The following is a 20046-nucleotide window of genomic DNA, read 5'->3' on the forward strand; positions in this document are numbered from 1 at the left end:
GGGCCCTTGGTCTCGCGGCGGACGTCGTAGATGTAGCAGCGGATCCGGTCGCCGATGTTGAAGTTCTCGCGCGGGATCGACTGGTCGCGGCGCATGATGCCTTCGCCGCGGCCCAGGTCGACGACGACGTTGCCGTACTCGACCCGCTTCACGGTGCCGTTCACGATCTCGCCGACGCGGTCCTTGTACTCCTCGTACTGGCGCTCGCGCTCGGCGTCGCGGACCTTCCCCATCACCACCTGGCGGGCCATCTGGGTCTGTACGCGGCCGAATTCGAACGGCGGCAGCAGCTCCTCGTAGACGGTGCCCACCTCGGCCTTCTTGTCGCGGCGCTTGGCGTCGGCGAGGCGCAGGATGCCCGGCGGCTCCTCGAAGGGCAGCTCCTCGCCGGTCTCGGGGTCGGTCCCGCCGCCGAACTGGGCGTCGTCGGCCACCACCGTGATCACGCGCTTGATCGTGGTCTCGCCGGTCTTGGGATCGATGTGGACCCGGATGTCGTGCTCGGCGCCGTAGCGCGAGCGGGCGCCCTTCTGGATCGCCTCCTCGATCGCCTCGATGACGATCTCCTTGTCGATCGACTTCTCGCGGGCCACGGCCTCGGCGATCTGCAGGAGTTCAAGCCGGTTGGCGGAAATGCCGGTCAGGCTCATGGGGTCTTCCCTCTACTCGGTCGTCTGTTGTTCGGATGCGATGCGGGCGGCGCGAGTCTCGGCCCCCCGCTTCATGAGGTCGTCGGTGAGGACCAGCTTGGCCTCCACGATCCAGGCCAGCGGGATCATGGCGGTCTCGGCCTCGCCTTCCAGGTCGACACCGATCTGGTCGCCCTCGAGCCCGGCCAGCACGCCGCGGAAGCGCTTGCGCCCCTCGGCCAGCCGGTCCAGCTCGAGCTTGATCTCGTAGCCTTCGTAGGTCTCGAAGTCCTTGGGCCGGGTCAGCGGCCGGTCGATGCCGGGCGAAGAGACCTCCAGCACATATTCGCCGCTGATCGGGTCGGCGGCGTCCATCACCTCGGAGATCTTGCGCGACAGCCGCGTGCAGTCCTCGACGTTCATCTCGCCGTCCGGACGCTCGGCCATGATCTGCAGCCTGCGCCGTTCGGCCCCGCCCATCAGCCGCAACCGCACGATTTCATAGCCCGCCGCCTCCGCGACCGGGTCGAGGAGGTCCAGCAGCTTCAGGTCTTCTGCGGTCTTCCCGCGCATGAGCAACCAGGGCCCTAGTAAAGAAAAAAGCGGTCGGGCCGGAGCCCGCCGCCTGAAAGCACCATCCGGCGCTACCAGCGATGTTGGGTGGGTATATAGCGAAGGGCGGCGGCGTTGTCACGAGGGGGCTGAGCATGGGCCGTCAGGGCATATCCGCCGAGGAAGCACAGGCGCTCGCGATCGCCTTCGTGGAGCGCCTGGATCTCAAGGGCTGGCGCTACGAGTTGGTCCATCTGAGCAAGGTCCCGCACAGAGAGGAATAGGGCGCTGTCTTCGACGCCTTCAGCCCGGCCGGGACGCTCGTTGACGGACCCGTTGTCTTCCTCGTCGATCCAACGACCGGAGAAGTCAGCTACTTGTAAGGCGCTGGCGGCTGCGCCCACCCAACGCTCCCGCATCGAGGAGGAGGGCATCCGGTTTCCGGCTCGGCCTGCGGGGCGTACCTTCCGCCGTCACGCGGAGACGCCGCCATGGACAACAGCTTCCTCGGCCCCCTGCTCGGCCGCAGTGTGCGGATAAGCTTCAGTTCCGGCTTCGCGGTCAGCGCCGACTACCTCTCCGAGGCCCGCATGCGCTGGCGCAACGGCGTGCTGTCCGGCGAGGAGACCATCCACGCGGCCCGGCCGGACGAGGACGTCGTCTTCGTCTCCTGGCAGGAAGCCAACGGCACGACGGTCAGTCACGCCATCAACCTGCGCACCAATCGCCTCTGGGCCTTCGTCACCTATCCCACCGGCGACACCCGCGGCGTCAGCTTCGCCGAGGGCGAGTGGGTCTTCGAGTGAGGCGTCGTCGGCCCTTTACGGCGCCCCGTCAGACCCCCTAGAGAGCGCCACCTTCTTTTGTGTGTGCTTTCGAAAGGCCGCTCCCCCATGGACCTCTCCAAGATCCCCGTCGGCGAGAACCCGCCCTACGACGTCAACGCGCTCATCGAGATCCCGCAGGGCGGCGAACCGGTGAAGTACGAGATCGACAAGGAGTCGGGCGCCATCTTCGTCGACCGATTCCTGCACACGGCCATGTACTACCCGGGCAACTACGGCTTCATCCCGCACACCCTGGCCGACGACGGCGACCCGATGGACATCATCGTGGTGGGCCCGACGCCAGTGGTGCCGGGTGCGATCATCCGCGCGCGGCCGGTGGGCGCGCTGATCATGCGCGACGAGGCGGGGGGCGATGAGAAGATCCTGGCGGTGCCGGTCGACAAGCTCCACCCGTTCTACACCGGCGTGGACAGCTGGCGCTCGCTGCCGACGATCCTGACCGAGCAGATCGCCCACTTCTTCAAGCACTACAAGGACCTGGAGAAGGGCAAATCGGTCGACATCGTCCGCTGGGCCGACCCTGAGGAAGCCGCCGACCTGATCCGCCAGTCGATCGAGGCCTACAGGAAGGCCGGCTAGGCCCGCACGAAATCCAGGAACACCGGGGCGCAATCTCCCAGGCGCTTCTCCTCGTAGCGGGTGGTGACGTGGTCGGCGGGCGGGACGCGCCAGTCGTCCGCGCGGTCGGCCTGCCAGGCAAAGCTGGAATCCTCGCCGATCCGCGCCAGCGCCCAGTCGACGTAGTCGGCCCAGTCGCTCGCGAAGCGCAGCCGCCCGCCCGGCTTCAGCACGCGCGCCAGCTCGGCCACGGTCTCGGGCTGCACCAGCCGGCGCTTGTGGTGCCGCGCCTTGGGCCAGGGGTCGGGGAAGAGGATGAAGACCCGCGCCAAGCTCGCGGCCGGCAGCCGGGCGATCAGCTCGCGCACGTCGCCGTCGTGCAGGCGGACGTTCGACAGGCCCTGCTCGTCGATGTGGCGCACGGCGCTGGCCACGCCATTGGTGAATGGCTCGGCGCCCAGCACCAGCACGTCGGGGTGGCGCCCCGCCTGGGCGGCCATGTGCTCGCCGCCGCCGAAGCCGATCTCCAGCCAGGTCTCGCGTGCGTTCGGCATGAGCGCCGCCGGCTCGACCGCACCGGCCGGGATCCGCAGCTCGGGCAGCCGCTGCTCCACCAGCGCCGCCTGGCGTGGCTTGATCGGACGCGACTTCAGCCGGCCGTACGACCGGAGCGGCGGGTGGTGCTCGGACATGGCGCCCGCGTCTAACGCGGCGCTCGACCTCAGGCCAGCCGCTTCAGCTCGTCGGCCAGGTCGGTCTTCTCCCAGGAGAAGCCGCCCTCGTTGTCGGGCTGGCGGCCGAAGTGGCCGTAGGCCGCGGTGCGGGCGTAGATCGGGCGGTTCAGCTGCAGGTGCTCGCGGATGGCCCGCGGCGTCGCGCCACCGATCAGCTGCGGCAGCACCGTCTCCAGCTTGGTCGGGTCGATCTCGCCGGTATTGTGCAGGTCGACGTAGAAGCTGAGCGGCTGGGCCACGCCGATCGCGTAGCTGATCTGGATGGTGCACTTCTTGGCCAGGCCCGAGGCGACCACGTTTTTGGCCAGGTAGCGGCAGGCGTAGGCGGCCGAGCGGTCCACCTTCGTCGGGTCCTTGCCCGAGAACGCGCCGCCGCCGTGCGGGGCCGCGCCGCCGTAGGTGTCGACGATGATCTTGCGGCCGGTGACGCCGGCGTCGCCGTCCGGGCCGCCGATCTCGAAGCGGCCGGTCGGGTTGACGTGCCACTTGGTCTTCTTGGTGATCAGGCCGGCCGGGATGACGCTCTCGACGTAGGGGCGGATTACGCCCTCGATGCGCTTCGGCGTGGCGATCTGGCCCTCGAGGCGCTTCTTGTGCTGGGTCGAGACCACGATCTGCAGGATCTCGACCGGGCGGCCGCCCTCGTAGCGGACGGTGACCTGGCTCTTGGCGTCGGGCTCGAGCACGGCGCACTCGCCCGAATGGCGGACTTCCGACAGCCGCTTCAGGATGTCGTGGCTGTACTGCAGCGTGGCCGGCATGAGCGCCGGGGTCTCGTCGCAGGCGTAACCGAACATGATGCCCTGGTCGCCGGCGCCTTCGTCCTTCTTCTCGGTGGCGTCCACGCCCTGGGCGATGTGGGCCGACTGTTCGTGCAGATGGCAGGCGAACTTCGCCTTCTGCCAGTGGAAGCCCTTCTGCTCGTAGCCGATGTCCTTGATCGCGGCGCGGACCTTGGGCTCGAGGGACTTCACGATATCCTTCGTGAGCGCCTTGTTCTCGGCCTTGGAACCGCCCGGCTTGCCGGCGCGGACTTCGCCGGCCAGCACGATGCGGTTGGTGGTCACCAGCGTCTCGCAAGCGACGCGTGCCTCGGGCTGGACGCTCAGGAAGGCGTCGACGACGGTGTCCGAGATGCGGTCGGCGACCTTGTCGGGATGGCCTTCGGACACGCTTTCGCTGGTGAAGATGTAACTGGAACGGCTCAAGTCAGGCTCCGGGAGTGGGCTTAGGCGGCGGCGCGGTCCGCAAGTAGGGCGCAAGCCTATAAAGAAATCCTTATGTGGCGCCAAGCGGCGCCGGAGGCGCATCGACACCCTGTCGCGGCCTGCGCCTTCGCCCGACCAGCCAGGCCACAGCCGAAAGCGCGAGCAGTCCCCCGAACGGCCCGTCGCCCCAGCGGCTGTAAAGCGTGGGGCGGGCCGGGGCCGGCAGTCGGGTGTCGATGACGCCAAACTGACCGAGGCCCAGCTTCTTGCCCGCCAGGATGCGGCCCTGGGCGTCGATCACCGCCGAGACGCCGGTGGGTGTCGAGCGCACGATCGGCAGGCCCTGCTCGATGGCCCGGTAGCTCGCGATGTTCAGGTGCTGCCACGGTCCGCTGGTGCGGCCGAACCAGGCGTCGTTGGAGACGTTCAGGATCCACTTCGGCCGCGCGCCGCCCGCCGCCAGCCCTGGGAACAGGGCCTCGTAGCAGATCAGCGGCTGCACGGCGGGCACACCCTCAACCACCAGCGGACGCGAAAGCGGGCCGGCGGTGAAGTCCTCGGGCATGTGCACCAGCGAGCGGATGCCCAGCCGGCCGGCCAGGTCGCCCAGCGGGATGAACTCGCCGAACGGCACCAGCCGGAACTTGTCGTAGAAGCCGGTGACCCTGAGCGCCTCCTCGTCGCGCCGGAAGGCGACCAGGGTGTTGTAGTAGCGGTACTCGCCGGCGCCCGCTGGCTCGGCGCGGTTGGCGCCCATCAGCAGCGTCTGGCCGGGCCGGATCGCGTCGCGCAGACGCGGGCCGTAGGCCGGGTCGGCGATGAACTCGTCGATCACCGCCGGCAGCGCGCCCTCGGGCCAGATCACGATGTCGGGCCGCCGCACGGCCGGGCGCGCGGTGAGGTCGAGATAGGCGCCGAAGACCTCGTCCAGGTTCTCGGGCTTCCACTTGTCCTTCTGGTCGATGTTGGCCTGGACCACCCGGAGCACCGGCGCGTCCTTCTCGAACACCGGCCGCGGCGCCGCGGCGAGGCGTCCCGCGCCGCCGGCGTAGAGCGCAGTCAGCGCCACGCCGCCCGCCACCAGCATGCCCGCCTGCGCCAGCCTCCGGACCGGCACGACCAGCAGCGCCGGGATCGACGCGATCACCAGCGTGATCCACGTCAGCCCGTAGGAGCCCACGACCGCGGCGGCCTGCGACGGCGCGCTGCCCGCCCGCCAGCTCTCGCCGACCAGGTTCCACGGCAGGCCGGTGAGCACGTGGCCGCGCAGCCATTCCGCGGCGGCGAAGCAACCGGCGAACACCAGCGGCTTCCAGGCGCTGCGGGGCCGCAGCCAGCGATAGGCCAGCCCCGCCGCACCCCAGAACAGCGCCAGGCCCCCACCCATCAGCACCACCGCGAACGGCGCCATCCAGCCATGGATCGCGACGTCCACCAGGAACGGCTCGGCGATCCACCATGTGGAGAGGCCGAAGTATCCCAGGCCCGCCAGCCAGCCCATCAGGAAGGCCGAGCGCCGCGGCTTCTCCTGCACGGTCTCGAGCCGCAGCAGCAGCACGCTGTAGCCCAGCAGGCCCACGATCAGCCCGAACGGCGGGTGCGCCAGCCCCGCGGCGAGGCCGGCCAGGACGGCCGTCAGCGGCGCATACCAGCCTGGACGCGCCACTCAGGCCTCTTCGGCGACCGGCGGGCGTCGCACGCGCACGCGCTTCAGCCGGCGCGGATCGGCGGCCAGCACTTCGAACTGGAAGCCGTCGGGGTGCTCGATCCGCTCGCGCTTCTGCGGGACGCGGCCGGCCAGGGCGTTCACCAGGCCCGCCACGGTGTCGATCTCCTCGTCCAGGTCCTCGGGCGCGAGGTCGGCGCCGTGGCCGATGGCGTGCTCCAGCTCCTCCAGCGGTGCGCGGCCGTCGACGATCCAGCCGTCGTCGTCGCTGACGATGGGCATGTAGGCCTGGTCGCTCTCCTCGTCGTGCTCGTCGGCGATCTCGCCCACCAGGCTCTCCAGCAGATCCTCCAGCGTCACCAGGCCGTCGACGCCGCCGAACTCGTCCATGACCAGCGCCATGTGGATGCGCTTGGCGCGCATGGTCGCCAGCAGCCGCGCCGCCGCCATCGACGGCGGCACATAGAGCACCTCGCGCACCAGGTGATGGCGGCCTGCCAGCACCTTGTCGTCGGCCTTGGGATGGCGCGACTTGCGGGCCATGAGCTTGAAGACGTCCTTCACGTGGACCACGCCCACCGGCTCGTCGAGAGTCTCCTTGTAGACCGGCATGCGGCTGTGCTCGGCCTCGACGAAGCGGGCCACCACGTCGGCGAACGTGCAGCTGCGCTCGATGCCCACGATGTCGGCGCGCGGGATCATCAGGTCCTCGACGCGCAGGTCCTGGAACGCGCGCGCCTGGGTGACCAGCTCGCCGCCCGTCTCGGTCAGCGGCTCCGGCGCCTCGTCGGCGGCGTGCTCGGCCGTGCGCCGGAAGAAATCGAAGAGGCCCAGGAGCCCGCGCCGGTGGCCCGGGCTCTTTCGACTAGGAGGATCAGGGTCGCTCATGCTCTCCCTCGCCGGCCGCATAGGGGTCGGGGACCCCCAGATCGGCCAGCACCGCGCGCTCGAGGTCTTCCATGACCTCGGCCTCATCATCGCCGATGTGATCGTATCCGAGAAGGTGCAGAACGCCATGCACCACGAGGTGCTGCAGGTGCTGCGCCAGGGTCTTGCCCTGCTCGGCCGCTTCGCGCGCGCAGACCCCGAACGCCAGCGCGACGTCGCCGGCGAACCGCTCCGGGTTGTCGGGGGCTGGAAAGCTCAGGACGTTGGTGGGCTTGTCCTGCTCGCGGAACTGGGCGTTGAGCTCGCGGACGCTCTCGTCGTCGGTCAGCAGGATGGTGACGCCCTCATGCGCCGCGCCTTCCCTGTCCTGCGCCGCCAGGGCCGCGCCGCGCGCCAGCATCTCGGCCTGCGGCAGCGCCTCGGTCCAGGCGGGGTCCTCGATCTCGACGTCGATCAAACCGTGCGCCCGCGCTTGGCCGCGTCGGCGTCGTAGGCGCGCACGATGCGTTCCACGAGCGGATGGCGGACCACGTCCTCGGAGCCGAAGCGGGTGATGCCGATGCCCTCGACGCCCTCCAGCAGGCCCACGGCGTGGGCGAGGCCGGAGTCGCCCGGGTTAGGCAGGTCGATCTGCGTCGGGTCGCCCGTGACAGCCATGCGGGCGCCCTCGCCCAGACGGGTCAGCACCATCTTCATCTGGGCGCGGCTGGCGTTCTGGGCCTCGTCGACGATGACGAAGGCGTGGCTGAGCGTGCGGCCGCGCAGGAAGGCGATCGGCGCCACTTCGATCTCGCCCTTCTCGCGGCGCCGGCGCAGCTGCTCGGCGCCCAGGATGTCGGTCAGGGCCTCCCAGACGGGCGCCATGTAGGGGTCGACCTTCTCGTTCATGTCGCCCGGCAGGAAGCCCAGGCGCTCCCCGGCCTCCACGGCCGGACGAGACACGATCAGCCTGTCGACCGCGCCGCGCAGCAGCATGCCGGCGCCGTGCGCCACGGCGAGAAAGGTCTTGCCGGTGCCGGCGGGGCCGAGGCCGAACACCAGGTCGCATCGGTTGAGGGCGTCGAGGTACTTGGCCTGCGTCGGCGTCTTCGGCGCCACCTGGCCGCGACGGCCGATCGGCAGCGGGGTCCCGGCTCCCCCGCCGGTTCCTGGCGCAGCGCCGGAGCGGGCCTGGCCAATGGCCACGCGCACGTCCGCCTCGCCGATCTCCAGGCCCTGATCGGCGCGCGCGGCGATCGCCTGCACGGCCTTCTTGGCCGCGCCGCGCGCCTTGGCGTCACCCGACAGCGAGACGCCGCCGCCCGGCGTCTCCAGGAGCACGCCGAACGCGTCCTCGATCAGGGCGGCGTGACGGCTGTTGGCGCCGGCGACGGCCCGGACGGCCTCGTCGGACAGCGGCACGAATTCGGGCGCGCGGCTCAAGCCGTCTCCAGTTCCAGCACGCCGGCCAGCGAGTTCCTGGCGGCGCTCTCCACCTTCACCGGAACGATCTGCCCCAGCATCCGATCCGGCGCCGTGACGTGCACCGCCTGCAGGTAGGGGCTCTTGCCGACCAGCTGGCCCGGATGGCGGCCGGCCTTCTCGAACAGGACCGCGAGGGTCTTGCCCGTCTGCGCCGCGTTGAAGGCGTGCTGCTGCTCCTCGAGCAGGGCTTGCAGCCGCTGCAGACGCTCGTCGGCCACCTCCGGCGCCACCTGGCCCATCATGGCGGCGGCCGGCGTGCCAGGGCGGCGGGAATACTTGAACGAGAAGGCGCTGGCGTAGCGCACCTCGCGGACCAGCTGGAGCGTCGCCTCGAAGTCGGCGTCGCGCTCGCCCGGGAAGCCCACGATGAAGTCGCCCGAGATGGCGATGTCGGGCCGCGCGGCGCGGATCTTCTCGATCAGCCGCAAGTAGCTCTCGGCCGTGTGCGCCCGGTTCATGGCCTTCAGCACCTTGTCCGAGCCCGCCTGCACCGGCAGGTGCAGGTACGGCATCAACGCCTCGACCTCGGCGTGGGCGGCGATCAGGGCGTCGTCCATGTCGCGTGGGTGGCTGGTGGTGTAGCGGATGCGGTCCAGGCCCTCGATCCTCGCCAGCCGCTTGATGAGCGCCGCGAGGCCGCCTTCGCCGGCGTAGGCGTTGACGTTCTGGCCCAGCAGGGTGACCTCGCGCACGCCCTTGGCCGTCAGCGCCCGGGCCTCGGCTTCGATCGCCTCGGCCGGCCGGCTCCACTCGCCGCCGCGGGTGTAGGGCACCACGCAGAAGGTGCAGAACTTGTCGCAACCCTCCTGCACCGTGAGGAAGGCGGACACGCCCGTGGGGTTCCGCTCCGTCGACAGCGCGTCGAACTTCTCGTCGGGGGCGAAGTCGGCCGCCAGGCGCTCGCCGCGGGCGCGGTGGGCGCGGGCGATCAGCTCGGGCAGCTGGTGATAGGCCTGCGGGCCCACGACGAGATCAACCGCCGGCTGACGGCGCATGATCTCCTCGCCTTCCGCCTGGGCGACGCAGCCGGCGACGGCGATGGTCATGCCATCGGGCTTGGCCTGCTTCAGGCGCTTCAGCTGGCCCAGCTCGGAGTAGACCTTCTCGGTCGCCTTCTCGCGGATGTGGCAGGTGTTGAGCACGACCAGGTCAGCGCCGGCGGGATCGTCCGTCATCCCATAGCCCAACGGCGCAAGGACGTCGGCCATGCGCTCGCTGTCGTAGACGTTCATCTGACAGCCGTACGTCTTGATGTAGAGGCGCTTGGAGGGCGCTTGCGCGGACATGGCGGGCGTTATGGGGACGTGAGAGCCCGGGCGCAAGTTTCCCTCCCTTGATGGGGAGGGACAGGCGACGCAGTCGCCAGGGTGAGGGAGTGAGGGTCAAAGTGCTGAGACCGGTGAGGATCCACACCTCCTCACCCTGACCGCTTCGCGGTCTGTCCCTCCCCACCAAGGGAGGGAAATCACTCTTCTATCGGAACCCCGTAGAGCTCGAGCCGGTGGTCGACCAGCTTGTAGCCGAGCTTCTTGGCGATCGCGACCTGCAGGGCCTCAATCTCGTCGTCGACGAACTCCACGACCTTGCCCGATTTCATATCGATCAGGTGGTCGTGGTGGGCCTCGGTGTGCTCCTCGTAGCGAGAGCGGCCGTCACGGAAGTCGTGGCGATCGATGATGCCAGCTTCCTCGAACAGACGGACGGTCCGGTAGACGGTGGCGATGGAGATGTGCGGGTCGATCGCGTGGGCCCTGCGGTGCAGTTCCTCGACGTCGGGGTGGTCGGTGGCGCTCGAAAGGACGCGCGCGATGACGCGGCGTTGCTCGGTCATGCGCATGTTCTTTTCGAGACAGAGTTTCTCGATGCGGTCCGACACTTAGGTCCCCTCTCGTCTTCCCTGAGGATAGGTCTAGTCAGGTCCGGTGGTAAGGTCGAGACGCATCACCAGCGCGTCCGCCCGGCCGTTGGAACCGCGGTCATAGTAGGCTTTGCGCAGGCCTGCACGTTCGAAGCCCAGGCGCTCGTAGAGACTGACCGCGCTGGCATTCTCGACGTCGACCTCCAGGAACATCTCGGTCGCCCCCACGCCGCGCGCCACGCCGATCGCGGCCACCATCAGCGCCTTGCCGATACCCTGGCGCCGCGCCCAGGGCGCGACTCCGACGGTCAGGATCTCGGCCTCGCCCGCCGCGGTCCGGCAGACCAGGACGCCGGCCGGATCCTCGGCGCGGACCACGAAACCGAAGATGCCGGGGCCGTCCAGCAGGTCCTCGAAGTCCATCTCGTCCCAGGGCGTGTCGAAGGCCTGAGCATGGGCCGAGGCCATGGCCGGCGCATCCTCCGGCGTCGCGAGATCCAGCCTCACGGGTCGCGCCCTCCCGGGAGCTTGGCGTCGGGCGCGCGCAGATAGAGGGGCCGGATCGGCGTCGGCGACTTGGCCGCGGCCAGGCGGGCTACGTGGCGGGCGTCGCAGCCCTCGGGCATGATCGTCCGGGCGCCCGGCGCGGCGTCGGCCAGCAGCGGCGCGCCGGAGCCCACGAGCGTCAGCTTACGCCCCATGGCGAGCTCCACCAGCCGTGCGGCTGCCACGCCCACGGGCAGGACGTCGGGCGCCATCAGCGCCACGCCATCCTCGAAGACCTGCAGGTAGAGCTGATCCCGGCGCGCATCGATGGCGGCGGCGACCAGGCCGGGCGCCTCGGCGGCCAGCGCCTCGAGGCTGCCCACGCCCACGGCGGGGATCGCGAGCGCCGAAGCCAGGCCCTTGGCGAAGGCCACGCCCACGCGCAGGCCGGTGAAAGAGCCCGGGCCGACCGTCGCGCCGATGCGCTCCAGGCGGTCGAACGCCAGCCCCGCGTCGGCCATCGCCGCCAGCGCCATCGGGGCCAGCCGTTCCTGGTGGCCGCGGGCCATGACCTCGGTGCGATGCGCGATCGTGCGCCCGCCGTCGACGACGGCGACCGAGCAGGCGTTCAGGCAGGTGTCGAGCCCCAGCACGAGCATGGGTGCGGCGTAGCCGGTTCAGCCCTGGGCTTAAAGAGCCTGTTCGACCCGGGTCACTTCCGGGACGTAGTGCTTGAGCATGTTCTCGACCCCCGCTTTCAGCGTTGCCGACGACGACGGGCAACCCGAGCAGGCGCCGCGCATGTTCAGCCACACGACGCCGGTGTCGACGTCGAAGCGGTTGAAGAGGATGTCGCCGCCGTCCTGCGCCACGGCCGGACGGATGCGGGTGTCGAGCAGGTCCTTGATCTCGGCGACGATCTGGGCGGTCTCGCCCTCGTAGACCGCGGCATCGTGGCCCGCGTCCTCGCTCTCGCCCACCAGCAGCGGTCGGCCCGAGGTGAAGTGGTCCATGATGGCGGCCAGGATCGGCGCTTTCAGGAGCGGCCAGTCGACCGCGGCGTGCTTGCCCACGGTGATGAAGTCGGGGCCGTAGAACACGCGGGTCACGCCGGTGACCTCGAACAGCTCGGCCGCCAGCGGCGAGGCGGCCGCCTCCTCGGGGCTGCGGAAGTCGCGCGTGCCCTCGCCCAGCACCGTCTGGCCGGGGAGGAACTTCAGGACTTCCGGGTTCGGGGTGGCTTCGGTCTGGATGAACATGGGCGAGATGTGGCGCTGACGGGGGTCAAGTGCAAGTTTTCCCTCCCTTAATGGGGAGGACAGCGCGCCGCAGGCGCGCAGGGCGGGGAAGTGTGGGCCGGGTTGCGGGGACAGGACCTTCCCCACCCGTCTCCCCCGGACCAAGTCCGGGGTCGCCACCCTCCCCACTAAGGGGAGGGATTAGGCCAGATCGGCGATCTCGTCGTCGGTGAGGTCGCCCGGGACGATGGTGATCGGCACCTTGCGCGCGCCGAAGCGGACGCCGTCCTTGGCGATGGCGCTGACCAGGGGTCCCGGCCCGCCGCGGCCGACGCCGGCGGCCAGCACCATGATCTTGATGTCGGGATCCTCGCTCAGCACGCGCTTCAGCGCCGCGCGGTTGGAGTCCGCCTCCAGGATCAGGAACTCGGGCGGCAGGCCGGTCTCGGCCTGGACGTACTCGGCCGAGAGCTGCAGCGCGGCCTCGGCCTCCTGCCGCTGCTGGCGCGCGATCTCGTCGCGCACGCCTGACCAGTGCTCGAACACCGCCGGCGTAATCACGCGCAGCAGCGCCACGTAACCGCCCGTCGAGCGCGCCCGGCGGCAAGCGAAGCGCAGCGCCGCCTGGAACTCGTCGGTGTCGTCGGCCACGACCAGGAACTTGCGCCGGCTGCTCATGAGCGGAGCCTTACCCGGCCCCGCGCCCGGCACAAGCCGTCAGCCCGCCCAGAAGCCCACCAGCTTCTTGACCTCGGCCACGGTCGGCGCGGCGAGCTCGCGGGCGCGGGCGGCGCCGTCGGTCAGCACGCGGTCGATCTCGGCGGGATCGGAGAGCAGCCGCCGCATCTCGCCGCCGATCGGGCCCATCACCGAGACGGCGAGGTCGGCGAGCTTCGGCTTGAACGCGCCGAAGCCCTGGCCGGCGAACTCGGCCAGCACCTGGACATCGGTCACGCCCGAGAGCGCGGCGTAGATGCCCACGAGGTTCCTGGCCTCGGGCCGCCCTTCCAGGCCCTCGACCGTTTCCGGCAACGGATCGGGGTCGGTGCGGGCCTTGCGGATCTTGCTGGCGATGGCGTCCGCGTCGTCGGTGAGATTGATCCGCGACTGGTCCGAGGGATCGGACTTGGACATCTTCGCCGAGCCGTCGCGCAGGCTCATGATCCGCGCGCCGGGACCCTGGGTCAGCGCTTCGGGCAGGGGGAAGAAGCCCGGCGCGTCGAAGTCGTGGTTGAACTTCTGGGCGATGTCGCGGGAGAGCTCGAGGTGCTGGCGCTGATCGTCGCCGACCGGCACCTTCGTGGCCTTGTAGACCAGCACGTCCGCCGCCTGCAGGATCGGGTAGGTGTAGAGCCCGACGCTCTCGCGCTCCTTGTGCTTGCCGGCCTTGTCCTTGAACTGGGTCATCCGGTCGAGCCAGCCGAGGCGGGCGACGCAGTTGAACACCCAGGCCAGTTCGGCGTGCTCCGGAACCGCGGACTGCGCGAAGATGGTGGCGACCTTCGGATCGAGGCCGGTGGCCAGGTAGGCAGCGGCGATCTCGCGGACCTGCTGCTTCAGCTTCGCGGGCTCCTGCCACACCGTGATGGCGTGCAGGTCGGCGACGAAGATCAGGGTCGGGATCTCGTGCTGTAGGTGTGCGAACTTCACCAGCGCGCCCAGGTAATTGCCCAGGTGCAGGTCGCCGGTGGGCTGGACGCCCGAGAGCACGCGTTCGGGGCCCGCGTAGGCGGCAGGAGCTTGGTCGGTCATGGGAAGGCTTCTCTAGGGAACGGACAGGCGGGCGTGAAGCCCGGTTCTAGGGTTGCGCGGTCAGCGCCATCGCCAAGTGTTGTGTCCGTGCGGAGCCATGCGCGGCGAGATAGCCCGCGACGCCCGCTACGACAAGTCCGCGGGCGTCGGCTGCGGATCGCCGCGCCGGCGGCGGAGAGCGGCCTTGGCTTCGCTGAGCGTGACCCCGCCCGAGGCGAACAGGAGCGCCGGATAAAGCGCGAGGCCCGCGGCGCTGATGAGCAGGATCGAGACCTCCTTCACGCCGTGCGGCAGCACCGCGCCCACCCCGCCCTCGATCTCCGCGCGGAACAGGTTCGCGATGAACAGGATCGCACCCAGGGCGGCGCTGGCGATCGCCACGCGGGTGATCTTGAAGGCGGCGCGGGCCGAGGGCTTCCAGACGCCGCGGCGGGTGAGCGCGAACCACATCTGGATGACGCTGATCCAGGCCGCCACGCTGGTGGCGATCGCCACGCCCTGGAAGCCGATGGCGTAGAACAGCGCCACGCCCAGCGCGATGTTGACGCCCACCGAGATCAGCGAGAACCGCATCGGCGTCTTGGTGTCCTGCCGCGCGAAGAACGCGGGCTGCAGGATGCGCAGCAGCACGAAAGCCGGCACGCCCCAGCCGTAGTGGAAGAGGAGCTGGCCGGTGGCCAACGCGTCGGCGGCGGTGAACTGGTCGCGGGTGAAGAGGCCGTCGATCAGGTAGACCGGCAGCGCCATAAGCGCCGCGGCGGCCGGCAGGCTGAGCGCCAGGGCGAAGACGATGCCCTGGTCCATGGCCGCCTGGGCGTCGTCATGGTCGTCCTTCTGCAGGGCCTGGCTGAGCCTCGGCAGCAGCGCCACGCCGATGGCCACGCCGACCAGGCTCATGGGCAGCTGGTACAGCCGGTCGGCGACGTTCATCCACACCCGCATGCCGGCGATCTGCGAGGCCAGGATGCCCGAGATGAAGATGTTGATCTGGGTGGCGCTGTTGGCGATGGCGGCCGGGATGGCGAGTTTCACCAGGCTCCGCATGTCCGGCGTCCACCTGGGCCGCACGGCCCCGATCCGCGCACCGCTCTTGCGCGCCCCCCACCAGCAGATGCCGGCCTGGCCGACGCCCGCGATCACCACCCCGCCCGACGCCCACCAGGCCGCCCGCACCGGGTCCGTCTGCGGCAGGACCACGATCAGCATCACGATGTTGAGGATCGTCGGATACGCGGCCGAGACGATGAATTTTCCCCGCGCGTTGAGGACCCCGGAGAACAGCGCCGCCAGCGCCATGCACGGCAGATAGGGCATGGTGAGCTGGGTCAGCATCCAGGCGAGGCGAAACTTCTCCGGCTCGTCGGCGTAGCCCGGGTTGATCAGGTACATCAGCCACGGCATCGCCAGCTGGGCGACCAGCATCACCGCCACCGTGGCGACGGCGACCGTGGCGGCCGCGTCGGCGGCGAAGCGGTCGGCCGCGCCCTCGCCGCCACCCGCCAGCTTGCGCGAGTAGGTGGGCACGAAGGCGGCCGCGAACGCGCCCTCGGCGAAGATGCGCCGGAACAGGTTCGGGAAGGCGAGCGCGGTGTAGTAGGCGTCGGCGGCGATGGTCTGGCTCGCGCCCAGGCGCGCCGTCACCACTAGGTCGCGCACCAGCCCCATCACCCGGCTGACCAGGGTGAGGCTCGAGAAGATGGCGCTGGAGCGCAGCAGACCGGCCGGCTTCGCCCTCTTTGCTTCTGTGGAGGGGGGTTTGGTCACGGGGCTTTGGTCGGCTGCGTCGGGAGGCGCGTCAACCTAGCGGCTGCGGGCGCCCGGCGCGTGTGGATTCTTGGCGCAGGCGCGATAGGGTTTCGGCCGACGCACAGGGGGAAATGCTATGGGCCTCAAGGTGATTGGCTCCGGCCTCGGCCGGACGGGGACGCTGTCGACCAAGCTCGCCCTGGAACAGCTGGGCTTTGCGCCCTGCCACCACATGGTCGAGGTGTTCATGAACCCGGCGCAGGTCCCGCTGTGGATCGACGCGGGCAACGGCAATCCCGACTGGGACGCGATCTTCGGGCCCTACCAGGCCATGGTCGACCATCCGGGCTGCGCCTACTGGCGCGAGCTCGCCGCGCACTACCCGGACGCCAAGGTGCTGCACACGGTCCGCGACCCGGACAAGTGGTTCGACTCCACCCAGGCCACGATCTTCAGCCCCAACTCGCCGCAGCCGCCCGAGGGCACGCCGATGCGGGCCTTCCTCGACCAGCTCTACGCCTTCTACGGCGGCGACATACACGACCGGGCGTTCATGACCGACTTCTTCAAGAGGCACACCGAGCGGGTGATCGCGTCCGTCCCGCCCGAGCGGCTCCTGGTGTTCGATGTGAAGGATGGCTGGGACCCGCTCTGCGCCTTCCTGGGCGTCGACGTCCCCGTGACGCCCTATCCGCGCGAGAACTCCACCGAGCAGTTCCAGGCGCGCATCAGCGCGGGCGTCTCGCCGATCGATCCCGACAAGGTCCGCGCCTCGTTCCAGGCTGAGGTCGGGCGATCGTAGGCGATCACCCCGCACTCCAGCGGCTGGCCCGCGACGCGGCGACGACCTTCGCCCTCGACGCCGCCGGACGCATCCTGCGTGAGAACGATCCGGACAGGTCGCCGGGACCGCGCTTCTTCCTGGCCGGCTGCGCGGCCGGCACAGTGGCCCACGTCCGACATGACGTCGGCGAACAGACAGCGGTCGAGCTGCTCGCCCTAGCCGCCGCCGCGTCGCCGTGGACCGACCCCGGGCGTTTTCCGCGCGGCCTCGACGCCATGCTCGAACTGATGGGTGGCGGGGTCCTCGAGCCGTCCCTCATCTCCCACTTGCCGCATGGTCTGCCCGTCGCGGGGGCGGCGGATGTCGTGGTCAGCGGGACCCGCGACGGACAAGCGCTGCTCGACCAACTGGCGCAGGACGGGGTCCCCTCGCACCTCGCCGACGCGGGGTTTGCGTCCATCGCCGACTTCTGGCCGCCGTGGTGCGCGGTGATGGACGGCGGCGAGATCGCGGCCATGTGCTTTGCGGCGCGGCTCACGGACTTGGGCGCGGCGGCCGGCGTCTACACCTTCCCGGCCTGGCGGGGTCGAGGCCTGGCCGGCGTGGCGACGGCGGCGTGGTCCTCGCATCCCGATCTGGCGGACCTGGAGCTCGGCTACAGCACCCTGATGAGCAACACCGCGTCGCAGCGCGTGGCGGCGCGGCTGGGCCTGCCCCGGATCGGCCTGGGCTTGCGGATCGCTTAGCGGGCGACGCTGGCCCGGGCCCGCTGGAGGTTGGCGCGGCGCGCGCTGGTGCTCTCGGCCTCGCTGTCGTTGAGCGTCGCCAGCAGCGCGGTCTTCAGGGCGTTGCCCTTGCGCGCCTCGGTGATCTTCTGGCCCTTGGCGTCCACCACGTAGAAGCAGTCGACCGCGCGCTCGCCATAGCCGTCGATGTGGGCCGAGGTGATCAGCAGGCCGGCGTCCGACAGGGTGCGCGCCAGGCCCGCCAGCAGGCCCGGTCGGTCACGTCCGGAGGCTTCCACGACGGTCGAAGTTTCCGACGCCTCGTTGTCCAGCATCACCGCCGGGGTGATGGCAAAGGCGGCGGCGCGGCCCAGGTCCTGGCGGCGCCGCTCACGGGTCACCGGCTCGCCGCGCGCCGCGCAGGCCAGCGCATTGGCCAACCGGGGAAGCACGCGCTCGTCATTGGCGCCGAACGGGGCGCCGGTGACGTCCTGTACATAGAACACGTCCAACGCCTGGCCGGCGCGCGAGGTGAAGACCCGCGCACCCATCACGTTTGCTCCCGCGCCGGTGATCGCCTCGGCGAGGTCCACGAACAGGCGCGGCCGGTCGGCGGCGGCGACGATCACCTCGGAGGCGTTGAGGTCGCGCCGGACATGGGCTTCGGCCGCGCTGCCGGGCCCTTCCGACGCGGCGCGGGCGAGGCGGGCATGGGTCAGCACCTCTTCGTCGGTGAAGGCGGTGAAGTAGGCGTCCTCCATGGCGTCGCCCCAGGGCTCGGCGGCCGGCTCCGACTTCGCCAGGCGGACGCGCGCGTCGTAGGCGGCGTTTTCCTGGTAGCGCCGCAGCGCCGCCGCCGCGTCCGAGCCCCGGCCGCCGCGAAAGACCGCCTCGGTGGCGTTGTAGAGCTCGCGCATCAGCTGGCCCTTCCAGCCGTTCCAGACGCCCGGCCCCACGGCGCGGATATCGGCGACGGTCAGGACCAGCAGCAGGCGCAGGCGCTCCGGGCTCTGCACGATGCGGGCGAAGTCGGCCACGGTGCGCGGGTCGGAGACGTCGCGCTTCTGGGCGAAGTCGCTCATGACCAGATGGTGCTCGACCAGCCAGGCGACGAGCTCGATCTTCGACCGCTCCAGCCCCAGCCGCTCGCAGGCCTGCCGCGCCGCCCGCGCGCCCGCCACCTCCTGGCCGCCGGCTCCGCCCTTGCCGGTGTCGTGCAGCAGCATGGCCAGGTACAGCGCCTCGCGGTCGGCGATCAGGGGCATGATCCCGGTGGCCAGGGGATGGTCGTCCGGCAGCCGGCCGGCGCCGATGTCGGCGATAACGCCCACGGCCCGCAGCGTGTGTTCGTCCACCGTGTACGAGTGGTACATGTTGAACTGCATCTGCGCGACGATCCTCCCGAACTCGGGGAGGTAGCGACCCAGCACGCCGGCTTCGTTCATGAGCGTCAGCGTGGTGCGCGGATCTCGGCCCCTGGCCAGGATATCCAGGAACACCTTGGCGGCATGCCGGTCGCGCCGCACGGCCGAGGTGACCAGGTTGATCGAGCGCGAGGCCGCGGTGAAGGCGTCCGGGTGCAGGTCCAAGTTCCGCTCGTCGGCGATCCGGAACAGCCGCAGCAGGTTGACCGGATCGGCCTGGAAGATGTCGGGGTCCACGTCAAGGCGGCCGCCGATCTCGTGGAAGCCCGGCTCGGCGAGCGGCTTGCGCTTCACCTTTCGCCCGGGGAGGAAGCGGCTGATGCCCTTGGGGGCCAGCTTCACCCGCTCGGCCTCAAGCTTGGCGGCGAACACGCGGGTGAGCGCGCCCACGTCCTTGGCGATCAGGAAGTAGCGCCGCATGAACCGCTCGACCGCCGGGGCGTCGCCGCGGTCGCCGTAGCCCATCCGCCGCGCGATCTCGGGCTGCAGGTCGAACGACAGGCGCTCCTCGGGCCGGCCGGTGGCGAAGTGCAGGTGGCAGCGCACGGCCCACAGGAAATCGAACGCCAGGATGAACGCCCGCACTTCACGGCGGTCGAACATCTCGAGCTGCATTACCCGCTCGAGGCTCTCGCCGGGGTGCAGGTACTGGGCGATCCAGAAGAGGGTGTTGAGGTCACGCAGACCGCCCTTCCCCTCCTTCACGTTGGGCTCGACCATGTAGCGGCTGGCCCCGGCGCGGGCGTGGCGCTCGTCGCGTTCCTTGAGCTTGGCGGCCACGAACTCGGCGCCCGTGCCCTTCACCACCTCGCCGCGGAAGCGCTTCACCAGCTCCTCGGCCAGCTTCTCGTCGCCGGTCAGGCGGCGGGCCTCGAGGATCGAGGTGCGGATCGTGAAGTCCTCGCGGGCTAGCTTCACGCACTCCTCGATGGTCCGCGAGGCGTGGCCCACCTTGAAGCCCAGGTCCCACAGAGCGTAGAGCATGTACTCGATCACGCTCTCGGCGTGGGCGGTCTGCTTGTAGGGCCGCACGAAGAGCAGATCGATGTCGGAGTAGGGCGCCAGCGTGCCGCGGCCGTAGCCGCCGACGGCCATCAGGGCCAGGCGCTCGCCCTCGGTCGGGTTGCGGGCCCGGAAGACGTGCACCGTCGTGAAGTCGTAGAGCGCGCCCACCACCTCGTCGGTGACGCCCGAGATGAGCCGCGCGGTCTCGATGCCGCCGGCGCCGTTCTCCAGCCGTTCCTTGGCGATCATCCGGCCGCGGAACAACGCCGCCTTCAGTACATCCAGCGCGGCCTTCCGCTGAGCCGCCTCGTCGCCCAGGTTTTCGAGCGCGGCGGCCGACAGCTGCGAGCGCAGCTTCACGCCGTCGACGACGTATTCCAGGCGGGTGGGCTTCAGGCGGGTGGGCATCGGGCCACGCATATAGGCCGAACCACGGCTTAACGTCAGGTGTGGCCGCCCCGTCCGCCGGATATCGCCGTTT

Annotated in this window: 22 protein-coding genes; 5 read left to right on the forward strand and 17 right to left on the reverse strand. The window is 70.3% G+C overall.

Annotated features, from left to right (window positions below):
* Positions 1-650: NusA N-terminal domain-containing protein (locus VGD44_RS20285; RefSeq protein ID WP_331090195.1), on the reverse strand; the 650-nt coding region annotated here is incomplete at its 3' end.
* 12 nt (positions 651-662) lie between these two features.
* Complete coding sequence (gene rimP, locus VGD44_RS20290; RefSeq protein ID WP_331090196.1) at positions 663-1202, reverse strand: ribosome maturation factor RimP; 540 nt, start codon at positions 1200-1202, stop codon at positions 663-665.
* A gap of 134 nt (positions 1203-1336) precedes the next feature.
* On the opposite strand from rimP, the gene VGD44_RS20295 reads away from it, so the two are divergent.
* The 3 genes from VGD44_RS20295 (at position 1337) to ppa (ending at position 2608) form a co-directional block, all read left to right on the forward strand.
* A complete protein-coding gene (locus VGD44_RS20295; RefSeq protein ID WP_331090197.1) occupies positions 1337-1465 on the forward strand; it encodes a hypothetical protein in 129 nt (42 codons plus the stop codon).
* A 207-nt stretch (positions 1466-1672) separates the two neighbouring features.
* Positions 1673-1987 (forward strand): MoaF-related domain-containing protein, encoded by a 315-nt coding sequence (locus tag VGD44_RS20300; protein WP_331090198.1) that lies wholly within the window; start codon positions 1673-1675, stop codon positions 1985-1987.
* Positions 1988-2074: 87 nt separating this feature from the next.
* Complete coding sequence (gene ppa / locus VGD44_RS20305) at positions 2075-2608, forward strand: inorganic diphosphatase (RefSeq protein ID WP_331090199.1); 534 nt, start codon at positions 2075-2077, stop codon at positions 2606-2608.
* Here the strand turns inward: ppa and trmB are convergent.
* The 14 genes from trmB to murJ form a co-directional block, all read right to left on the reverse strand.
* Positions 2605-3279, reverse strand: a complete 675-nt coding sequence (gene trmB, locus VGD44_RS20310) for a tRNA (guanosine(46)-N7)-methyltransferase TrmB (RefSeq protein WP_331090200.1) — start codon at positions 3277-3279, stop codon at positions 2605-2607. The genes ppa and trmB overlap by 4 nt on opposite strands.
* Positions 3280-3308: 29 nt before the next feature.
* Positions 3309-4529 (reverse strand): methionine adenosyltransferase, encoded by a 1221-nt coding sequence (gene metK / locus VGD44_RS20315; protein ID WP_331090201.1) that lies wholly within the window; start codon positions 4527-4529, stop codon positions 3309-3311.
* A 70-nt stretch (positions 4530-4599) separates the two neighbouring features.
* Positions 4600-6195: an apolipoprotein N-acyltransferase gene (lnt, locus tag VGD44_RS20320; RefSeq protein ID WP_331090202.1), complete on the reverse strand. Its 1596-nt coding sequence runs from the start codon at positions 6193-6195 to the stop codon at positions 4600-4602.
* Entirely contained in the window at positions 6196-7083 is an 888-nt protein-coding gene (locus tag VGD44_RS20325) for a hemolysin family protein (RefSeq protein WP_331090203.1), read from the reverse strand. It abuts the gene before it with no gap.
* The gene (ybeY, locus tag VGD44_RS20330) at positions 7070-7483 is read right to left on the reverse strand and encodes an rRNA maturation RNase YbeY (RefSeq protein WP_331090229.1); all 414 of its coding nucleotides are present in this window, start codon (positions 7481-7483) and stop codon (positions 7070-7072) included. Before ybeY ends, VGD44_RS20325 begins: the two co-directional genes overlap by 14 nt.
* 53 nt (positions 7484-7536) lie before the next feature.
* On the reverse strand, positions 7537-8505 hold the full coding sequence (locus VGD44_RS20335; RefSeq protein ID WP_331090204.1) for a PhoH family protein: 969 nt from the start codon (positions 8503-8505) through the stop codon (positions 7537-7539).
* Complete coding sequence (gene miaB / locus VGD44_RS20340) at positions 8502-9833, reverse strand: tRNA (N6-isopentenyl adenosine(37)-C2)-methylthiotransferase MiaB (protein WP_331090205.1); 1332 nt, start codon at positions 9831-9833, stop codon at positions 8502-8504. The genes VGD44_RS20335 and miaB overlap by 4 nt, the downstream gene beginning before the upstream one ends.
* Before the next feature lie 179 nt (positions 9834-10012).
* Positions 10013-10384 (reverse strand): Fur family transcriptional regulator, encoded by a 372-nt coding sequence (locus tag VGD44_RS20345; RefSeq protein WP_331090230.1) that lies wholly within the window; start codon positions 10382-10384, stop codon positions 10013-10015.
* A gap of 72 nt (positions 10385-10456) precedes the next feature.
* Positions 10457-10912 (reverse strand): ribosomal protein S18-alanine N-acetyltransferase, encoded by a 456-nt coding sequence (rimI, locus tag VGD44_RS20350; protein ID WP_331090206.1) that lies wholly within the window; start codon positions 10910-10912, stop codon positions 10457-10459.
* Positions 10909-11550 carry a tRNA (adenosine(37)-N6)-threonylcarbamoyltransferase complex dimerization subunit type 1 TsaB gene (gene tsaB, locus VGD44_RS20355; RefSeq protein ID WP_331090207.1) on the reverse strand — a complete coding sequence of 214 codons (642 nt, stop codon included), beginning with the start codon at positions 11548-11550 and terminating at the stop codon, positions 10909-10911. The genes rimI and tsaB overlap by 4 nt, the downstream gene beginning before the upstream one ends.
* A 30-nt stretch (positions 11551-11580) precedes the next feature.
* Positions 11581-12150 carry a NifU family protein gene (locus VGD44_RS20360; RefSeq protein ID WP_331090208.1) on the reverse strand — a complete coding sequence of 190 codons (570 nt, stop codon included), beginning with the start codon at positions 12148-12150 and terminating at the stop codon, positions 11581-11583.
* Between the two features lie 180 nt (positions 12151-12330).
* Positions 12331-12807, reverse strand: coding sequence for a universal stress protein (locus tag VGD44_RS20365; protein WP_331090209.1), 477 nt, complete (start codon positions 12805-12807; stop codon positions 12331-12333).
* A gap of 39 nt (positions 12808-12846) precedes the next feature.
* Positions 12847-13881, reverse strand: a complete 1035-nt coding sequence (trpS, locus tag VGD44_RS20370; RefSeq protein ID WP_331090210.1) for a tryptophan--tRNA ligase — start codon at positions 13879-13881, stop codon at positions 12847-12849.
* Between the two features lie 126 nt (positions 13882-14007).
* Positions 14008-15645: a murein biosynthesis integral membrane protein MurJ gene (gene murJ / locus VGD44_RS20375; RefSeq protein WP_331090211.1), complete on the reverse strand. Its 1638-nt coding sequence runs from the start codon at positions 15643-15645 to the stop codon at positions 14008-14010.
* Positions 15646-15763: 118 nt separating this feature from the next.
* Here murJ and VGD44_RS20380 point away from each other — a divergent pair, with 118 nt between their 5' ends.
* Both VGD44_RS20380 and VGD44_RS20385 read left to right on the forward strand, forming a co-directional pair.
* Positions 15764-16429 carry a sulfotransferase family protein gene (locus VGD44_RS20380; RefSeq protein WP_331090212.1) on the forward strand — a complete coding sequence of 222 codons (666 nt, stop codon included), beginning with the start codon at positions 15764-15766 and terminating at the stop codon, positions 16427-16429.
* Between the two features lie 143 nt (positions 16430-16572).
* Positions 16573-17157: a hypothetical protein gene (locus tag VGD44_RS20385; protein ID WP_331090213.1), complete on the forward strand. Its 585-nt coding sequence runs from the start codon at positions 16573-16575 to the stop codon at positions 17155-17157.
* Here the strand turns inward: VGD44_RS20385 and VGD44_RS20390 are convergent.
* Positions 17154-19973 (reverse strand): [protein-PII] uridylyltransferase, encoded by a 2820-nt coding sequence (locus VGD44_RS20390; protein ID WP_331090214.1) that lies wholly within the window; start codon positions 19971-19973, stop codon positions 17154-17156. The genes VGD44_RS20385 and VGD44_RS20390 overlap by 4 nt on opposite strands.
* Positions 19974-20046 lie beyond the last annotated feature (73 nt).

The sequence above is a fragment of the Phenylobacterium sp. genome, assembly GCF_036402295.1.
Lineage (GTDB): Bacteria > Pseudomonadota > Alphaproteobacteria > Caulobacterales > Caulobacteraceae > Phenylobacterium.